This window comes from Shewanella algicola (genome assembly GCF_014648035.1).
Lineage (GTDB): Bacteria > Pseudomonadota > Gammaproteobacteria > Enterobacterales > Shewanellaceae > Shewanella > Shewanella algicola.
In genome coordinates, this window is the sequence record NZ_BMQI01000029.1 from 17,639 (window position 1) to 36,936 (window position 19,298).

Sequence of the window (19,298 nt, forward strand, 5' to 3'; positions counted from 1 at the left end):
GGATTGCTGACAAAAAGCGTTACGGGCACAACCTTATTATTAAGGTTGTGCCTTTTTGCTTTTATAGCCTAAAATTCTTTAAAATCAATCGTTTTAAATCAACTTACTTCGTAATTATCTTAATGACTGGCGGCATGCAGCCGCAAAAAGTCGACTAAAAATTCAATTAATGCTTTGATTGCAGGGCTGATTAGGCGTTGCGATGGATAAAGTAAATTTATCGGCAACGGTGCGGGAGCAAAATTCGATAAAATGTCGACCAAATTATGATTAGCAATATCCTTATCGACATAAAAACTGGGTAATTGAGTAATGCCCTGATCTGCCACCGAAAACGCTTTTAAGCATAATGAATCGTTGGACTCCGTGTCGCCATTCACTTTTACCGTTTGCGGCTTTCCTTCTATTTGATATGTCCACTTTCTTGGGGTTGTAATGGCGCTGTGGATTAAACAGTTATGTTCAGATAATTATTTAGGATGATTAGGTATACCTCGCAACGCTAGATAACCTGAACTTGCGACGGTTTTAAACTGCATTTGGCCAATGCTGCGTGCAATCATGCTTGAGTCTGCGAGGTGTCCAACCCGCAGCGCTAAATCAAAGCCTTCTTCTATTAAATCTACTTTACGATTAACTAATGACAACGATAGCTGAATATGGGGATGCTGGCGTTTAAACTCGGCTAACGCATTGGGCAAAACATATTGCCCCATCATCATTGGTGCGGTGAGTTTAATGCTACCAGTTAAATGCTGGCTTTGTTGAGCTGTGGATTTTAAATCTTCCACTTGCGTCATTATGCTCGCCATTTTGGCCAAATAGGCGTGGCCGTCATCGGTTAGATTTAATGTGCGAGTCGTACGATTAATAAGACGAATATCGAGCCATTTTTCAAGTTCGCTAATTTGTCGACTGACCGCCGAAGGCACAAGGTTTAACTCATCAGCAGCACGACTAAAGCTTTGATGTTTGGCTACCTGTTGAAAAACCTGAATTGATTTTAGAAGATCCATTAACTGCCTTTACAATTACTCGACATTATTCACAAGAACTGTTTCCTAGAACCGATCCTTCTGAAACGATTACTTATTCACTATTATTCAGAAAAAGTCACAAGTCTTGTTCTTGTTGTAATATTTATTGATAAATATGTTACCAGTACTATAAACCTACTTAAACAGCAAACTTGTGGGATTTATGATGAAAATAGTATTAATTGGCGCAACAGGCATGATTGGTAAAGCAGTCGCACAGGAATTACACGACCATGACGTTATCTCGGTGGGATATAACAACGGTGACTATCAGGTTGATATTGAAGACATCGCCTCAATAGAAGCGTTATTTGCCAGTATTGGCCAGGTTGACGCGGTGATCTCAACGACCGGACTCATTGCTTTTGCGCCAATCACCGAGCTTAGCCAGGCGCAAATTGTCATGACAGTAAATAATAAATTAATTGGCCACATCGCATTATTTCAAGTTGCGCAAAAGTACATTTGTAAAGGTGGTAGCTTTACCATGACTTCTGGTTATTTAGCCCAGCATCCAATGGTCGGCTCATCAGTAATCAGTGTGGTGAATGCCGGATTAGACTCATTTGCCAAAGCCGCCGCTTTGGAGTTCGGGAATGCATTACGAACCAATACCGTGAGCCCGCATTTTGTTAAAGAAACCATGGAATTAATGGGTATGGACAGTACAGATGGGGTTTCTGCTGCTGACACAGCAAAAGCTTACCGTGTCGCCATTGAAACAAACGTGTCAGGTGCTGCGTTAGACACCAAAGACTATATTTAAGTTTGTTCACTGTTGTAAATAATTAACTCTGAATAGCTTTTACATAAAGCAAGTGCTTAACCATTTAGGTGCTTGCTTTTGAGTAGGTTATGCTTAACGCTAATGTCTTACTCATTAATCCCATCGCCCTCTTCATCACCTGTTATGGCTATCCATCGGTTATTCACGTTTATTTAACAAAACCCTGTTCAACAAGTGGAGTGATTATTTGTTCAAGCGCAACAACCTAAAGTACAAATATTATACTCACACCGTATTGTTTGTTGTTTTTTGTTAATAAGCAGCGTGATCGCTGCCATTTTTGCCTGCCTCCTTGTGAGATATATCTCACAAGCAATGTGAGATTAATCACTTTATTTTTGAGTAAATAATCTATAAAAATCCTAAGTTATTAATTTTATGTGCTTTTATTTTTTATGCGATTATGGTGCTAAATTATTCACTTGATAGGGCCTGTTTACGTGGAGGTAAATGAACTATTATTTATCTTGTTCCTAGGACGGAACAATCACAAGGAAGTAAATAGGTCATAGATGACCACAAGCAAATGGATGTTATGGACGGATTACTGTTTCAGGATGAAACGCAAAACACGTTATACGCTTAAAGTGAACAACGGGTTTTAAACATTATTAGGATGATAATGTTGCAGGACGCACAATACTCAGCAAATGATTTGCGACAGGATATGTAAAGATTTCATGGATGATACAAGGACACGCTTAGGACAGAGCAGGCTCGGTCAATGGATAATCGAGTAAGAAGGAAAGTACGCAAGTACACGGATCTTCACGGAATGACCAAGGATTGAGCAGGACGCAAGTTAGACGCATGGATGGTGCAGGGAGCACTTAAATAGCGGGAAAGCTTAACAAGAGATAAAAAGGCCGCGACAGTTACTGTCGCGGCCTTTCTTTTTGCATTTTTGCTGAGTGATGGAACTTTGTAGTGATATGTTGTCCAATTGTAAAGTATCTATGAGCTAACACCTCATTTGAGTAAGCAACATCTAAGTCGCCATTGTATAAGGAGATAGCATGAAAGGGTTTCAAATTGCACTATTGATGGGGTTTTCATTAGTTTGCTATAACGCTACTGCACAAGTGAGTGAAGAGCAGCAACAATGGGTCGAGCAAGCGTTAAGCGATATCAGTAGCAATACTGACGATACTAAAGTGCGTTGGCAGTACTCACAACACACTGTGATGCCAGACATGACCCGAGTTGAACAATTTAATGCCTCTTTACCCGACACTGAACGCTGGAGCTTAGTGACAGAAAATGGTGAAACGCCCGATAAAAAGCGCTTAAAAGAATACCGTGAACATCAGCAAGAACTCCTGCAAGATAAAGATGAAAATACCCATGAATTAGCGTTTTCTGATCTGATTAATTTATCGACATTAGCAATAGTGGATGAGGAAGGCGATAGTGTCGCATTTACATTTACACCTAATATCGACAAGTTAGATAATAATGCATTAACTGGGACTATTTTCCTAGATAAGCGCTCGAAGCAGTTACGCAAAATTTTAATCAGCAATACCGATGAATTAAACCCTGCTTTTTCAGTCACCCTAACCAAATTTGAATTGGAGTTGGGTTTTGATGTGTTTGAAGGATTGGTGATGCCTGCGCACACTTCAACCACCATTAATGGTACCGCAGCAATTTTTAAATCATTAGACAGCATACATAAAGTGACGTACAGCGAGTATAAAATATTGGATAAGCCACAAACCTAATCCAATAATCAAAGCAAAAAAAACGCTACTTTGTTAAAAATAGCGTTTTTTTATGCTGAACTGCCGTAATAAACGGTGCTTCAATGCTGAGCTAGTGGCACTTACCAGAGTTACAACTTTGGCTTGAACCACACCCACCAAACTTGCCGCTTGCCATAGGGGCGTCCATCCATTCTGGTTCTGGGAAAATAGGCCATTGAATTTTAGTCGCTCGATTACCGTGCATCATAATATGGCCGCGGAATTGATTGATACCATCGGTACTAAATTCGAACATAAATGTGGCTTTCCAACAAATACCGGTAGAGCCGCCAATACTTGGACGAGCAGACTCCATCGCAATAGCCAGCATTTGAACATTTTGTTTTTTGCATGATTGCTCAGCAACCCTCCGGCTGAGTTCAGCCATTTGCCTCAGTTGCCAAAAAAACGCGCCGACAACAACTAAAGCAACAATTAATAAAAAATCACTCATCATAGGCTGGTGGCCTTAAATAATCCGCCAATGGCGGTCGCTAATTGAATGCTGCGGTCTGGATGACGTAAATCTGACAGTAATCCTTGACGTAAGCTTGGTATCGCCACGATATCAGCAAATACTTGGTTAAAGAAGTGCTGTGGCTGTTTTGCTAATGCTTCTAAATACACTTTACGGGTTGCATCATTTTTTAGTGCCAACCAATTACGCGCTGCAATGGTAATTAAACTATTGTCGTTTAATAATTGCTGTTCATCCAGTTGCATAATCGCAGACATACTCAGTTGCGTATTTGACGCAAGAGCGGCTAAATACATTACTTTTAACTCTGGTTCAGCTTGCGACATTTTTGCAAATAACCGTTCAGCTAAATCGGCTTCAACAGTGATGTGTTCCAAGCACTGGCACAACGCCGATTGCACCTCTATTGGCGCCTGGTCGAATGCATTAATAATGTCATTAAGATGATCAAATTGATGTGCGCGAACGCAAATATCCGCCAAACCTTGTAAACCTAATTGCTGCCAGTTGTCTGTTGGCGCCTGGCCAGACAAATATTGTGCTGCAAATTCATACTGGCTAGATGCCGCTTGTCCAAGTTGCAGCCTGACTAAAGCATTAAACAGTGCGAGCTTATGTTGATTTGGTTTAAAGCTAAAAGGATGGTTAGCGAGTTGTTCTTGCTGCTCATCGGTTAATGCTTGGGTTGGATCGCGTCCAAGAGCCTCTAAAATCATTTTAATAAACTGAGTGCGAGGGGCGGGTGATAACAAGCCTTGCTCGTCTAAAGGTAACTTTACAAACCAAATGTACGGTTGCTGCTGTTGTTGCCAAAATACAATCGCAAATTGCGCGTGCCCTTGAATAGGATACGGATAGGGTGCCAATAAAGAATCGATTTGGTGAAATGCCAACATATCAATGTGCTGAACACGGCGGCCTAAATCGTAAATTTGGAATTGGGTGTTCGCGGTGGTCAGAAATTGGCTTAAGGTGGTTATTTCGGTCATGGTGTCTTCACTAAATCAAACGAGTTGGATGGGTATTCAAGAAGCTAAATGATATCATAATCCGACTTAGCCTCGATATTGTCGTTCATGTTTATGCTTTATTTAACCTGTAAAAACCATTTAATTATTTTAGAACAAACACTTAAGCAGTGTTCTTTATGGGCTGATAGTGCGCCCAGTGTGCACGCTATGGCGAGCAGCGCCCCTTTTGCCTGCGACACCATGGCATTTGAGCAGTGGTTGCAGTTTATTTTTATACCCAAAATGAGTGAACTTATTGAGCTCGAGCAGCCGTTACCGACCAATATGGCCATTGCGCCTATGGCTGAACATGTTTGGCAAGGTATAACAGATTACGCTGAGCTAATACGCCATTTACACAACTTTGACTCAGTATTAAGCCAACAATAACTCATAAAATTTTAAGCCCCACTAAAGTTAAGTGATACTCATAATGAATGCTAAAGATAACGATACGCTATCAGCCACTGATAACGACGAGTGCTATGAGCCAGAGTTTGTTGAAGAGGCTGCACCTTTAACGAGCACAGATGTTGCAACAGAGGCTGATGAACAGCCACCAGTGATTGAAGTGTTATATCAAGATGAGCACATCGTGGCGATACACAAACCTGCTGGGCTGTTGGTTCATCGCAGTTATTTGGCGCGTAAAGAACGCTTTTTTGCCATGCAAATGACCCGCGATCTTGTCGGTTGCCATGTATTTCCGGTACACCGATTAGATCGTCCTACATCTGGAGTCTTGCTGTTTGCTAAATCCAGTGAAGTCGCGCGCCAGTTGTGCGAGCAGTTTGCCGATCACAGCATTAAAAAACAATATTTAGCCATTGTGCGCGGTAATATGCACGAATCTGGCACCTTAGATTACGCACTCAAGCAAGAGTTTGACGATATTGGCGATAAACACGTTGACCCTAACAAAGCCGCGCAAGAGGCGGTAACCGATTTTCAGCCATTACTAAATACTGAAATCCCATTCAGCTCAGGTCGATACCCAAGTAGTCGATATGCATTAGTGCGTTTAAGCCCGCATACCGGTCGTAAACATCAATTACGCAGGCATATGGCGCATTTACGCCATCCTATTGTGGGTGATACGACTCATGGCGATGGTAAGCAAAATAAGTTTTTTAGAGAACACTTTAACATCAACCGGTTATGGTTAATTGCCAAAAGCTTGCAGTTTGTGCATCCGGTGACACAACAAGCCATGCATATTGAAACGGAATTAGAAGCAGAGTGGCTGACTGTGTTTGACGCATTTGGCTGGAATGATGCTCAATTATCATCAATGCCTAGTATGTTACTGAGTTAGTCATGTTTATGGCATCAGTATGACGTTTTACAGTGAAATACTGATGTTATTCCATGTGATCCGCGATAGCTTTTTTGAGTTTTTCAAATTCAGCAATAGGAGGCAGAAGTTCGTGATCTTGTTGCTCAACATGGAAGTAATAATTACGGCGTATATGCGCGAATTTGTGCTGGAGTTTGAGTTTTCGCTTTCTGCTGACTTGTCGCATACTACTGCTTCCGTAATGTCTTTGTTTATTTAGAGCGAATCACTCATTGCTCTGTATATATTTTACATACGTTATAAAAGGCGCTTGCGAAAAGCCTAACGAATAAAGTAAGTTATTCAGACTAAACGCATTTTATATCGAATTTTATTTAAGGGAATAGTATACCATGAAAAAGGTCAATATTGTTTTTGGTACTGTTTATGGTAGTGCCCAATATACTGCTGAAACCATTGAAAAGGCCATTGCAAAATTAGGATTTGCCACTAAACTTCTGCAACCCAATGAGTTATCGGGATTTGTGCCGCCCCAAGAAGAATTGTTAATCGTAGTATGTTCAACCACAGGCCAAGGTGATATCCCTGAAGATATTGCGCCTTGGTTTAACGAACTTAAATCTAATGCGCCTTATCTCCCTGCGTTACAGTTCAGCTTGATTGGTTTGGGCGACTCTAGCTACGACACGTTCTGTGGCGCAATCAAACAGTTTAATGAACTGTTAGTTGAGCTTGGCGCTAAGCCGCTCACCGAGACACTGGAAATTGATGCTTGCGAAACAATGGAACCCGAAATTGAAGCTGAAACATGGATAAGCAGTTGGCAAAACGCCGCCACATCGGCCAACGAAGCGTAAGTTTTTTTTCGCAACAATGGTTTAAATTTGCTCAGCGCTTAAGTCAAGCGCTGTTAATCCCTATTGCGATATTGCCCGCCGCAGGGGTCATGCTCGGCCTCACTGTTAATCCGTTACCTTTTATCCCTAATGAACTCAATATTGTACTGTCGGCGGTAGGCAATCTGGTGTTTACTATGATGCCTCTGCTATTTAGTGTAGCGGTGGCAATTGGGTTTTGTCGCGATCAAGGGATTGCTGCATTTTCTGCCGTGTTTGGTTTTGGCGTATTCTTATCAACCATGGGGGCGCTGACCGACATCTATGGATTAGTGTCAAGGCCACTGTGGGGAATGCAAACCATCGATACTGGTATTGCTGGTGGCATGTTGGTAGGTGCAATTACCTGCCTCGCGGTTAAGATTAGTTACCATGTTAAATTTCCGGTGATTTTTTCGTTTTTTGAAGGCAGACGAAGCGCGCCTATTATTGTTATTCCACTGTCAATGCTATTGGCATACGTGCTCAGCCATGTCTGGCCACCTTTATCATTAGTGATAGAACATTTATCTGACTGGTCCGTATATCAAGACCCTGCGATTGCATTTGGTGTTTATGGCACTGTTGAGCGATTATTAATTCCGTTAGGGCTTCACCATATTTGGAATGCCCCATTTTACCTTGAAGTTGGCCAATACATTAACCAAGGCACTGTAGTGAGAGGCGAGGTTGCCCGTTATCTGGCCGGCGATCCGCTAGCAGGAAATTTAGCCGGTGGTTATTTAATTAAAATGTGGGGGTTACCTGCCGCAGCATTAGCTATTTGGCGCTGTGCTGATAAATCAGAACGCAACCGCGTGGCAGGTATTATGCTTTCAGCTGCTACAGCGAGTTGGTTAACAGGGGTAACCGAGCCGATTGAGTTTGCTTTTATGTTTATCGCGCCGTTATTGTTTTTCGTCCATGCTTTACTCACGGGTATTGCCTATAGCGTGTGTATCTTATTAGAAGTGCACCACAGCATCGTATTTTCCCACGGTTTAGTGGATTTTAGTTTGCTGTTTTCGCGCTCGGCTAATACTTATTGGATATGGGTGCTTGGACCGATTACCGCCATCATTTATTACGCTTTATTTCGCGCCAGCATTTTAGCTTTTAACTTAAAAACGCCCGGAAGATTAGAGCAAACCGACCAGGAGTCAGAACCTAAAGAAAGTTTACGCGCCATGATTTCAGCACTCGGTGGACGCGACAATATTGTTGAAATCAACGCCTGTTTAACGCGTTTGCGCATTAGTGTGAATAAAGCTGATTTAATCGATAAAGCACGATTAATGCGTCTAGGTGCCAAAGGGGTTGTTGTGATGGGTAAAGGTGTGCAGGTGGTTTATGGTACGAAGGCTGAATCGTTACGTAAATTATTGCAAAAGTATTTAGATTCACGACGCTAAACCGAGTGATTTTTACGGCCTGTTGATCATTATTTTTTAGCAATCGATGCATAAAACAAATTAATTTGTGTTTATGAGCATTTATCATCAAAAAAACTCCCCTAAGAGCTGTTTTCAGTGGCAAACTGGCAAAACGATTGGTATTGGGCCATTTAACAGGAGTCGTAAGCGTGAGTGATCAGTCAAGTAACAGCAGTCCAACGGAATTACAGCGCAAAGTATTAATTACTGATTGTGCCGATGCGAAAGGATTAATCGCAAAAATTACCAGCGTGTGTTTTGCTAATCATCTTAATATTATTAAAAACACCGAGTTTGTGGATCATGCTCAAGGCCGCTTTTTTATGCGAGCAGAACTTGAAGGGCAGTTTGATGATGAACGCCTGTTGAACGAGTTGCGTGAGGTACTTCCTGCACAAAACCACATGAGACTTGTCGATATGTGCACCAAGCGCATTGTCATTATGGTGACCAAAGAAGCCCATTGTTTGGGCGATATTTTAATGAAATCTTATTATGGTGGCTTAGATGTTGAGATTGCCGCAGTCGTCGGTAATTACGATGTATTGCAGCCATTAACAGAAAAATTTGATATTCCGTTTCATTATGTCAGTCATGAAGGGTTAAATCGTCAAGAGCATGAACAAGCGATGCTTAAAGTGATTAAGCCATATGATCCTGACTTTGTGGTATTGGCGAAATACATGCGAGTACTCACACCAGAATTTGTTTCAGCCTTTGCAGATAAAATCATCAATATTCATCATTCATTCCTACCGGCTTTTATCGGCGCATCACCGTATAAGCAAGCGTGGGAGCGTGGCGTTAAAATTATTGGCGCTACAGCCCACTTTGTTAATAATCATCTCGACGAAGGTCCGATTATTAAGCAAGATGTTATTTCTGTAGACCACAGTTACAGTGCTGAAGAGCTTGCGCATAACGGCCGTGATGTTGAAAAGAGTGTATTGAGTAAAGCATTACAATTGGTATTAAATGAACAAGTGGTTGTCTACGGCAACAAAACAGTGGTGTTTTAATCTTTATGCAATTAATGGGTAAACTCAGTTTTATGGCAAATTGAGTTTAAGTTATGCCGTACTGTGGCCGATATAAATTATAGTGTTATTGTTAAACACTATTGTTAAACACTGTGGTGAGAAATTGTTTCGTGATGTTTGGGTAAGCGATTCACATTAGCTTGCCCACAATTTTACAATATCGTGCTTGGGCAAAGGCTTAAGCATTGAATAATGACATTTAACTTGCCAATAGGTAGTACTGTAATTAAGGCTTTATGCTGTAAATGCAGTTTGATTCGCTAACCTGACGTGTTCGAAACGGATTAGACCCTGACTTTTTGTGGCCTGTCAAAACTCAATGGATTGTTATCACAAGATTATTTATGTTTTATGTCATTTATAATGGGTAAGTATTTAATTTTTTATAGGGTTGTTGATGTTACAAAAAGCTGATTTTTTCTTAAAACCATCTGAAGTACCCAAAAGTGCAAAGCTTAGTTGGGGTATTGTAAACAATCGGCTTGAGTTAATTAAGCTAAGCGAACCCTTGTATACTTTGGTTAAAAAGCCGATTTCGGCCATTTTAAAGCAACCTTTGTCAAATGCATTTCCAACATTAAAACTCGACGACATTGATTTTACCCTACGCGACAGCACTCATGTCGTTAACTTTGTTGATGACAAAGGACATGCACTGCAAGCCACATTTACTCCATTAACTGAGAGTGCTGAACATTGGTGTCTCAGCATTATCAGAATTGAACTCGACAAAGCCTGGTTAAACGAACTTCATCCAGATTATCACCAAGCAATCCAGTCAAGTGATAAATGGCTTGAGCAGATTGAAGAAGTCATTAATGCCAGCGGCGATTTAGTGTTTGTCACGGCAATTAAACAAGCCTTAGCATTAACCCACTCTAAAGTCGGTTATGTTCATATCTTTAACGAAAAATCCAACCAAATTGTCCAAACAGCTTGGGATGAAGGCGTTGGTGATTACTTCTCGATACCGAAAAAACAAACCTACAGAGCAGACTCTGGGATTTGGGCTGAAACAATTAAAACCCGTAAAGCGGTTATTCAAAATGACTTAAGCACGGTCATTGAAGGCAAAAGCCAAAAAGACGGTTACTTTGCCTTTGAAAATCATCTTTGTATTCCGGTGCATTACCGAAAAAAACTGGTAGGTATTATTGGTGTAGGTAATCGAGACAAGCCATATACCGATGTTGATGCCAAATCATTAACTATTTTTGCCACTATTTTATGGCACAGTGTTGAGCTGCCAAGAACCATGAAAGCAGTGTCGCACCAATCGAGCATTATCAAGGCGCAAAAAGAGAAAATGACCTTGATTTTGGTGCAATTGATTGGAGCTATATCTGAAGCACTAGAGCTCAAAGATGCTTACACCGCAGGCCATCAAAAGTCGGTGGCACAGTTAAGCTATTTAATGGGCGAGAAAATGGGCTTGTCGCCTGAACGTCTAGAAGGGCTTAAATTAGGCGCGTTAATCCACGATATCGGTAAACTGGCATTGCCGAGCCAAATTTTGGCTAAACCTTCGCGGTTAACCGATGCTGAATTTGAGTTAGTGAAACAGCATCCTGAGCAAGGGGCAATGATTGTCGATGAGGTCGAGTTTCCTTGGCCAATTAAAGAAATGATTTTACAACATCATGAACGTTTAGACGGTTCTGGTTACCCTAAAGGCCTTAAAAGTAAAGATATTATTTTTGAAGCTAAGATTATTGCAGTTGCAGATGTTGCAGACTCTATTTTGAGTCATCGTCCTTATCGCCCATCACTGGGTATGGATGCGTTAATCGGCGAGTTAATGAAAGGTCGTGGTACACGCTTTGATGCCGATGTGGTTGATACCTGTTTAGAGATTTTAGCCGTTGAAGATTTTAAAGAAGAAGAATATGTGTCGAGTTTACCTTTACTCCCAGTAGTGTTTTTAGAGGAGTACCATACCTTAGAGCACGCAGAAGCCATGATGAAAAAGGCTAAACTAGACGTTGCCGTGGTATTGTCTGAGCAAGAGCGTAAACCAATCGGGATTATTGATACCCAAACGTTGGCATTTTGGCACAGCCCATTTATTGATACCGCAGCAGAGCGAGCGGCCGATAGAAGTTTATTAAATAAACGTGCGCACCAAATTATGACTCATAAAATGAATTTGATTAATGGCCATACTATTTTAAATGATGCCAAAATTACCCTAGAGAAAACTAATGCCAATTACTTATTGGTTCAAAATGACAAAGAACAAGTATTGGGTATGTTAACCTGGCAATTATTGGCGAATGCCATTTTAAAAAATAACCTAAACTCTGGATAGTGAACCTTTTAAAACAACGTGTTGTTTCCATGTCTTATACCGAGTTCTTGTTAACTAAAAAAGGCGCTTATCAGCGCCTTTTTTAGTTAATGAATGCATCGAGTACGATGATTAATCAACAATTCGCAGTAGTTCATTAATACCCACTTTACCGCGAGTTTTAGCGTCTACTTTCTTAACGATAATCGCAGCATATAAGCTGTATTTACCGCAAGCAGATGGCAAGTTACCAGACACAACAACAGAGCCTGCGGGTACACGGCCGTAATGCACTTCACCGGTTTCACGGTCAAAAATACGTGTGCTTTGGCCAATGTAAACGCCCATTGAGATCACGCAGCCTTCTTCAACAACAACGCCTTCAACGATTTCGCTGCGCGCGCCAATGAAGCAGTTGTCTCCAATGATGGTAGGACCTGCTTGTAATGGCTCTAATACGCCACCAATACCCACTCCGCCAGATAAGTGAACGTTTTTACCAATCTGTGCACATGAGCCAACCGTTGCCCATGTATCAACCATGGTACCTTCGTCAACGTAAGCACCTAAGTTTACATAAGATGGCATTAATACGGTGTTTTTACCTATAAATGAGCCTTTACGTACGGTCGCTGGTGGCACAACACGAATACCTTCAGCTTTAAAGCGTGCTTCGTCATAGTCAGCAAATTTTTGCGATACTTTGTCGAAATATTTAGTGTCGCCGCCGTCAATCACACCGTTGTCGAAAATACGGAATGACAGTAACACTGCTTTTTTAAGCCATTGATGAACATGCCATTCACCGTCAATTTTTTCAGCAACGCGTGCTTCGCCTTTGTCTAGCATGTTGATTACAGTTTCAACATCAGCACGTACACTTGCTTCGACACTTGTTGGTGAAATGTCTTGGCGTGTTTCGAATGCTGCTTCAATGCGTTGGCGTAAAGCCTCCATTGTTTTCTCCCAGTAGATAATGATTAGCTCAAAATTAGCATAAACATTGAGTTTAAAAAATTAGTTAGATGATTTCAGCGCCAATTTTAAGGCTGCTGATAATTGTTGCTGCTGTGGTTCGTCTAAAGCCGCGCCGCTTTGGTTTTGCAATATAAAGAAATCCTCTGCGCGCTCACCAATAGTGGTGATTTTTGCCGCCAATAATGTCACACCACAACGATAAAATGTGTCACCGACTTTGGCGAGTAGGCCAGGCGTATCCAAGGTGATTAATTCCATCATACTTGTACCATGACGGGCACTCGGTAAGAAACTCACATGAGTCGCAACATTAAAAGGTTTCATGATCCGCGCCAGTTTTCTGAACTTTGGCAGTTTTGGATTTTCGCTGGCTAAGGCTTTTTCGAGCGCTTTACGGATACTTTGAATACGCGACAGCTGAATGATAGGTTCGCCATCTTGTTCTAAGATGACAAACGTATCGAGTGCATAGTTGTCTTTTGATGTCATGATGTTGGCATCATGAACATTGATGTTTTTATTGTCTAATACAGTCATTACCGTGGCAAACAGTTTGGGTTTATCTTTACTGTAAATAAACAGCTCTGTGCCGCCTCGAGTGGTGTGCTTAGACATTAATACTAATGGCTCGTCGCGGTTGTGCTTTAGGATCGCTTCAGCGTGCCAAGCCACTTGATTGGGTTGATGGCGTAAAAAGTAATCGGTTTTAAAGCGTGACCAGAGGGCGTCCATGTCTTTTTCTTTTAAGCCTCGGCGGATCAGTTCTTTTTTAGCCTTAGCTTGAATTTCGCTTACTCGTGCTTTCACGTCGACAGGCTTTTCTTTGCCGCGGGCTAATACGCGCTGTGTCGAGAAATATAAATCACGCAGTAATGAGGCTTTCCAGTTATTCCAGGTTTTTTCATTGGTGGCACAGATATCGGCTACGGTAAGGCAATACAAGTAGCTTAAATGAATGGTGTCGTGGACTTTATCTGCAAATTCAGCCACTACGTCGGGATCTGAAATATCACGTCGCTGTGCGGTGACAGACATCACTAGATGATTTTCAACTAACCATGCAACGAGGCGTCCGTCATGATCATTCATGCCATGCAATTTACAAAAGTCGATGGCATCTTTTGAGCCGAGCTTGCTGTGATCGCCGCCACGACCCTTGGCAATATCATGAAATATCGCACCTAGTACCAATAAGCCTTTTTTAGGCAATTGGTTAATTAAAATCGCGCCAAGAGGGAACTCATCTTTTTGTTCCGCTTGTGAAAAACGTTCAATATTGAGTAATAATCTATGGGTGTGCTCATCGACAGTGTACGCATGGAATAGGTCAAACTGCATTTGACCTTCAATTTTGCGCCAGGCGGGTAAATACGAAGATAAAATACCGTGTTTGTGCATAAACGATAAGGCTTCAATGCCTCTGGGATGTTTTAAAATTTCCATCAGCACTTTGCGACAAGCGGGGTTATCTTGCAAAGGCGCGGTTAATCCGCGGCGTGCATTACGCAGTAAGCGTAAAGTTGGAGCATAAATATCTTGAATGTTAGAGTTTTTCGCTATCATTAAAAATAAACGTAAAATCTCTTCATTCGCGCGAGTAAATAACTCATCGTCTAATACTTCAATATAACGACCACGGCGTTGAAACTGATGATTAATCGGCTGAATCTCTAAGGCTTGAGTGTGCCCAAGAGTGGCGCGTTTAAATAATTGCAGCAGCATTTGATTAAGCTCCATCACTCGGCGTACCGTGCGATAGTAGCGTTTCATCATTTGCTCAACAGCAAGTTGTGTGGCGTCTTCATAGCCAAGTAAACTGGCTACCTGGCGTTGTAAATCAAACAGCAGTCTGTTTTCATTGCGATTTGCCGTGATGTGCAGGGCAAAGCGAATTTCCCACAAAAAGTTTTGACACTCAAGCAGTTCTTCTAACTCTGCAGGGGCAAGAAAATCATACTCGACTAATTCTTCTAAGGTTGCGGCATCAAAGTGACGCATTGCAACCCATGCCACAGTTTGAATGTCGCGCAGCCCACCTGGGCAGGTTTTAATATTGGGCTCTAAATCGAAGGCACTGGCTTTACTGTGGCGGGCAATTTGTTCTTCTCTTTTGGCATTGTAAAATTCATAAGATGGCCAAAAGTCTTGTTGACGAATGTTGTCATAGAGTAAATCGAACAAGTTTTCGCTACCGGTTAATAGCCTTGCTTCAATTAAGTTAGTGGCAATGGTGATGTCTGCTTTGCCTTGTTCGATAGTTTGACTCAGCGTACGGACGCTGTGACCTATTTCAAGTCCGGTGTCCCACAGGTAGGTAATAAACAAACTTAATTGGCTTTCTAACTCGGCAGATAATGGCTCATCGTTAACTAAAAACAATAAATCGATATCAGAATGAGGATGTAATTCACTGCGGCCATAACCGCCAACCGCAACCAAAGCAAGCTCGCCAGTATTTAAGGCGAATTCTTGCCATGCTTGGGTTAATAAAGAATCAACAAATTGACTGCGATGCTTAACAATATCAGCAATAGAATGTTTTGCCGTGTATTGCTCAACTAAGCGCTGGTTTAAGTCTATTAATGCATTTTTGGCGGCCAGCGCAGTTTTCATTGATATCCTTACTCTTTATGTTAGTGATTAATGATACGAGGGAAGTCTTCTTCTTCGCGTAAAGTTAATACTTCTACACCGGTTTCGGTAACCAGTAATGTATGCTCCCACTGAGCTGAATTTTTACCATCAGAGGTGGTCACTGTCCAATTATCGCTTTTGTCTAAAATTGTAGTATGACGACCAGCGTTAATCATTGGCTCAATAGTAAAACACATGCCCGGTTTAAGCACGGTTTTGTCATTGTTTTTGTAATGCACAACCTGAGGTTCTTCATGAAAGCCAGAGCCAATGCCATGCCCACAATAATCTTGCACGATGGAGTACTTATCAAGCCCTGTTTTGCTTGCCTTGATGAATTTTTCGATGGTCGTACCAATTTCGCCTAATTTTAAACCAGGACGAACCTTACGGATTGCCAAATATAAGCTTTCCTGAGCAATTCTGCTTAAGCGTTTGTCTTTTGCGGACACTTCACCGATTAAAAACATTTTAGACGTATCACCATGATAACCATCTAAAATGACAGTAATATCGAGGTTGACCATATCACCTTCTTTTAAAACGTATCCAGATGGAATGCCATGGCATACGACTTCATTAACAGAGGTGCAAATTGATTTTGGAAAACCATGGTAATTGAGCGGGGCAGAAATCGCGCCTTGCTCTTCGGTGTATTTTGCACAAATGTCGTTTAGCTCGTCCGTGGTCGCGCCAGCTTTTACAAAAGGTGCAACCATTTCTAATACTTGCGCAGCCAGTTTGCCTGCTGCACGCATTTTTGCTATTTCGTCTGCATTTTTAATCACAATACTCATGAAAACTCTCTATCATTTGACGGTCAAAATTGGCTCGTTTTACCCAAGGATTTTGCAGCAAAAATTTGTAATTAGCTGCTGATTATGGTATAAAGCGCGCCGTTGTGTATAAGATCGTTGTTGTACGGTTCGAGTTAGCTCGATGTCGTTGTATGTCATTAAACGCTTATTTATAGGCATTTTAAACAAAACATCACAAAGAGTTCGGCAAACCGTAAAATATGGCGGTCATTATACATGGCAATTAACTTAAATACTAAATCACACACGTATCGACACATTTTTCGGGGTGCTTTTTTATTACAACGGTAATAAGAGGGTCGAAAACATGGGATGCGTGGAGGTCTAACCCCTTACATTAAGGTATATACAATGACTACTGTTTCAATGCGCGACATGCTACAAGCTGGTGTTCACTTCGGTCACCAAACACGTTACTGGAACCCAAAGATGAAGCCTTTCATCTTCGGCGCTCGTAACGGTGTACACATCATCAACCTTGAGCACACTGTACCAATGTTCAACGAAGCTTTAGCTTTCATTAGCAACGTTGCTTCTAAGAAAGGTAAAGTATTATTCGTAGGTACTAAGCGCGCTGCTGGCGAAGCTATCAAAGAATCTGCAATTTCTTGTGACCAGTACTATGTTGATCACCGCTGGTTAGGCGGTATGTTAACAAACTGGAAAACTGTTCGTCAGTCAATCAAGCGTCTTAAAGAGCTAGAAAGCCAGTCTGTAGACGGTACTTTCGACAAGCTTACTAAGAAAGAAGCGCTAATGCGTTCACGCGAATTAGACAAGTTAGAAAAGTCTTTAGGCGGAATCAAAAACATGGGCGGCTTACCTGACGTATTATTCGTTATCGGTGCTGACCATGAGCATATCGCTATTAAAGAAGCAAACAACCTAGGTATCCCAGTTGTTGCAGTTGTTGATACTAACTCTGCGCCAGACGGTGTTAACTACATCGTTCCTGGTAACGACGACGCGATGCGTGCTATTCGTTTGTACACTTCATCTGTTGCTGCTGCTGCCAATGCTGGCCGTGGTCAAGATTTAGCTGTTCAAGCTGAGCAAGACGGTTTCGTAGAAGCTGTTTAATAAGGCGTGATGGTTACCATCTCCCTTATTTGCCAATAGATAATTGGTGAACAGGGGCCTTTTGGCCCCTGTTTTATAAATGCATAATTAGACGAATTAAAATAGAGGATTTAACAATGGCAATTACTGCTGCCCAAGTTAAAGAACTTCGTGACCGCACTGGCGCTGGCATGATGGACTGTAAGAATGCACTGACTGAAACTAACGGTGACATCGAATTAGCAATTGATAACATGCGTAAAAGCGGCGCTGCAAAAGCTGCTAAAAAAGCAGGTAACATCGCTGCTGATGGTACAATTCTAATCAAGAACGGCGACGGTTTCGCTGCGCTTTTAGAAGTTAACTGCCAAACAGACTTCGTTGCTAAAGATTCAAACTTCCTAGGTTTCGCAAACGCAGTGTTAGACGTTGCAGCTGCATCTAAAGTGACTATTGAAGATCTTAAAGCACAGTTTGAAGAAACGCGTGTTGCTTTAGTCGCCAAAATCGGTGAAAACATCAACGTTCGTCGCGTTGAATACATCGATGGTACTAACCTATCTTCTTACCGTCACGGCGACCGTATCGGTGTTGTTGTTACTGGTGAAGCTGATGAAGAAACGTTAAAGCATATCGCTATGCACGTTGCTGCTTCTAAGCCTGAATTTGTTAATCCTGAAGATGTACCTGCAGATCTTGTTGAAAGAGAACGAGCTCTACAAGTAGAAATCGCAATGAATGAAGGTAAGCCACAAGAAATCGCTGAAAAAATGGTTTCTGGTCGTATGAAGAAGTTCACTGGTGAGATCTCTCTTACTGGTCAAGCTTTCATCATGGAACCTAAGAAAACTGTAGGCGAAATTCTTAAAGAGAAAAAAGCAACAGTAGCTAACTTCATTCGTTTAGAGGTTGGTGAAGGTATTGAGAAGAAAGAAGAAGATTTTGCTGCTGAAGTAGCTGCTCAAATCGCTGCAACTAAAAAAGCGTAATCGCTTTTTCTCTAAGTACCCTAAGACCGCAGCAACCGCTGCGGTCTTGTTATAATCAGGACGAAAATTATGAGCACCAATCCAAAACCAGCGTTTAGACGTATTCTGCTTAAATTAAGCGGTGAAGCATTAATGGGCGAAGAAGGCTTCGGCATTGACCCAAAAGTACTTGATCGTATGGCACAAGAAGTAAAAGAGCTTGTTGAACTCGGCATTCAAGTTGGTGTGGTCATTGGTGGTGGTAATCTGTTTCGTGGTGAAGGCTTAGCAAAAGCAGGCATGAACCGCGTGGTGGGCGATCACATGGGTATGTTGGCAACGGTAATGAATGGCTTAGCCATGCGTGATGCCTTGCACCGTGCATATGTTAATGCTCGCCTAATGTCAGCCATTCCGTTAAAAGGTGTGTGTGATGACTATAATTGGGCTGAAGCGATTAGCTTATTAAAATCGGGCCGTGTAGTGATTTTTGCTGCAGGTACTGGTAATCCTTTTTGCACGACCGATTCTGCAGCGTGTTTACGCGGAATTGAAATTGAAGCTGAAGTGGTATTAAAAGGGACTAAAGTAGATGGCGTTTACTCTGCTGACCCAATGAAAAACCCTGAAGCGGTTAAATATGACACGTTAAGCTATGCCGAAGTCCTTGAATCAGAATTAAAAGTAATGGACCTTGCAGCATTTACCATGGCTCGTGATCATGATATGCCAATTTTAGTGTTCAATATGAACAAACCTGGCGCACTTCGCCGCGTGATTATGGGTGAAGACGAAGGTACTGTTATTAACAGTAAACAGCCTGCTTAAAGACCCTATTCACAAAAGTAAAAA

17 protein-coding genes and 1 pseudogene are annotated in these 19,298 nt (G+C 41.7%); 11 read left to right on the forward strand and 7 right to left on the reverse strand.

Features of this window, described 5'->3' with window-relative positions; all coding sequences use genetic code 11:
• Nucleotides 1-119 precede the first annotated feature (119 nt).
• A pseudogene (locus tag IEY42_RS13245) lies at nt 120-1,016 on the reverse strand (LysR family transcriptional regulator).
• A gap of 187 nt (nt 1,017-1,203) precedes the next feature.
• On the opposite strand from IEY42_RS13245, the gene IEY42_RS13250 reads away from it, so the two are divergent.
• Complete coding sequence (locus IEY42_RS13250) at nt 1,204-1,803, forward strand: short chain dehydrogenase (protein WP_188925678.1); 600 nt, start codon at nt 1,204-1,206, stop codon at nt 1,801-1,803.
• A gap of 1,037 nt (nt 1,804-2,840) precedes the next feature.
• A complete protein-coding gene (locus IEY42_RS13255) occupies nt 2,841-3,548 on the forward strand; it encodes a hypothetical protein (RefSeq protein ID WP_188925679.1) in 708 nt (235 codons plus the stop codon).
• 91 nt (nt 3,549-3,639) lie between these two features.
• On the opposite strand, the gene IEY42_RS13260 is transcribed toward IEY42_RS13255, so the two are convergent.
• Together IEY42_RS13260 and IEY42_RS13265 are read right to left on the reverse strand one after the other, a co-directional pair.
• Nucleotides 3,640-4,026: a DUF3301 domain-containing protein gene (locus IEY42_RS13260; protein ID WP_188925680.1), complete on the reverse strand. Its 387-nt coding sequence runs from the start codon at nt 4,024-4,026 to the stop codon at nt 3,640-3,642.
• Entirely contained in the window at nt 4,023-5,036 is a 1,014-nt protein-coding gene (locus IEY42_RS13265; RefSeq protein WP_188925681.1) for a DUF3549 family protein, read from the reverse strand. Before IEY42_RS13265 ends, IEY42_RS13260 begins: the two co-directional genes overlap by 4 nt.
• Nucleotides 5,037-5,129: 93 nt before the next feature.
• Here IEY42_RS13265 and IEY42_RS13270 point away from each other — a divergent pair, with 93 nt between their 5' ends.
• Both IEY42_RS13270 and truC read left to right on the forward strand, forming a co-directional pair.
• A complete protein-coding gene (locus IEY42_RS13270; protein WP_188925682.1) occupies nt 5,130-5,447 on the forward strand; it encodes a YqcC family protein in 318 nt (105 codons plus the stop codon).
• A gap of 43 nt (nt 5,448-5,490) precedes the next feature.
• Nucleotides 5,491-6,372, forward strand: coding sequence for a tRNA pseudouridine(65) synthase TruC (truC, locus tag IEY42_RS13275; protein ID WP_188925683.1), 882 nt, complete (start codon nt 5,491-5,493; stop codon nt 6,370-6,372).
• A 46-nt stretch (nt 6,373-6,418) separates the two neighbouring features.
• Here truC and IEY42_RS13280 read toward each other — a convergent pair whose 3' ends face one another.
• Nucleotides 6,419-6,580, reverse strand: coding sequence for a hypothetical protein (locus IEY42_RS13280; RefSeq protein ID WP_160056695.1), 162 nt, complete (start codon nt 6,578-6,580; stop codon nt 6,419-6,421).
• 166 nt (nt 6,581-6,746) lie between these two features.
• Between IEY42_RS13280 and IEY42_RS13285 the strand changes: the two genes are divergently transcribed.
• From IEY42_RS13285 to IEY42_RS13300, 4 genes are all read left to right on the forward strand, one after another.
• The gene (locus IEY42_RS13285; protein WP_188925684.1) at nt 6,747-7,211 is read left to right on the forward strand and encodes a flavodoxin; all 465 of its coding nucleotides are present in this window, start codon (nt 6,747-6,749) and stop codon (nt 7,209-7,211) included.
• A complete protein-coding gene (locus IEY42_RS13290; RefSeq protein ID WP_188925685.1) occupies nt 7,163-8,641 on the forward strand; it encodes a PTS transporter subunit EIIC in 1,479 nt (492 codons plus the stop codon). Before IEY42_RS13285 ends, IEY42_RS13290 begins: the two co-directional genes overlap by 49 nt.
• Before the next feature lie 170 nt (nt 8,642-8,811).
• Nucleotides 8,812-9,681 carry a formyltetrahydrofolate deformylase gene (purU, locus tag IEY42_RS13295; protein WP_188925686.1) on the forward strand — a complete coding sequence of 290 codons (870 nt, stop codon included), beginning with the start codon at nt 8,812-8,814 and terminating at the stop codon, nt 9,679-9,681.
• A gap of 418 nt (nt 9,682-10,099) precedes the next feature.
• The gene (locus IEY42_RS13300; RefSeq protein WP_188925687.1) at nt 10,100-12,010 is read left to right on the forward strand and encodes an HD domain-containing phosphohydrolase; all 1,911 of its coding nucleotides are present in this window, start codon (nt 10,100-10,102) and stop codon (nt 12,008-12,010) included.
• A 111-nt stretch (nt 12,011-12,121) separates the two neighbouring features.
• Here the strand turns inward: IEY42_RS13300 and dapD are convergent, their stop codons facing one another.
• From dapD to map, 3 genes are read right to left on the reverse strand one after another with little or no spacing between them, the layout of a single operon-like run.
• Nucleotides 12,122-12,946, reverse strand: a complete 825-nt coding sequence (dapD, locus tag IEY42_RS13305; protein ID WP_188925688.1) for a 2,3,4,5-tetrahydropyridine-2,6-dicarboxylate N-succinyltransferase — start codon at nt 12,944-12,946, stop codon at nt 12,122-12,124.
• Between the two features lie 60 nt (nt 12,947-13,006).
• A complete protein-coding gene (gene glnD, locus IEY42_RS13310) occupies nt 13,007-15,580 on the reverse strand; it encodes a bifunctional uridylyltransferase/uridylyl-removing protein GlnD (RefSeq protein ID WP_188925689.1) in 2,574 nt (857 codons plus the stop codon).
• 20 nt (nt 15,581-15,600) lie between these two features.
• Nucleotides 15,601-16,398, reverse strand: coding sequence for a type I methionyl aminopeptidase (gene map, locus IEY42_RS13315; RefSeq protein WP_188925690.1), 798 nt, complete (start codon nt 16,396-16,398; stop codon nt 15,601-15,603).
• A gap of 372 nt (nt 16,399-16,770) precedes the next feature.
• Between map and rpsB the strand changes: the two genes are divergently transcribed.
• The 3 genes from rpsB (at nt 16,771) to pyrH (ending at nt 19,274) form a co-directional block, all read left to right on the forward strand.
• Nucleotides 16,771-17,499, forward strand: a complete 729-nt coding sequence (gene rpsB, locus IEY42_RS13320; protein ID WP_188925691.1) for a 30S ribosomal protein S2 — start codon at nt 16,771-16,773, stop codon at nt 17,497-17,499.
• 116 nt (nt 17,500-17,615) lie between these two features.
• Nucleotides 17,616-18,467: a translation elongation factor Ts gene (gene tsf, locus IEY42_RS13325; protein ID WP_188925692.1), complete on the forward strand. Its 852-nt coding sequence runs from the start codon at nt 17,616-17,618 to the stop codon at nt 18,465-18,467.
• Between the two features lie 69 nt (nt 18,468-18,536).
• Nucleotides 18,537-19,274, forward strand: a complete 738-nt coding sequence (pyrH, locus tag IEY42_RS13330) for a UMP kinase (protein ID WP_188925693.1) — start codon at nt 18,537-18,539, stop codon at nt 19,272-19,274.
• Nucleotides 19,275-19,298: the final 24 nt, after the last annotated feature.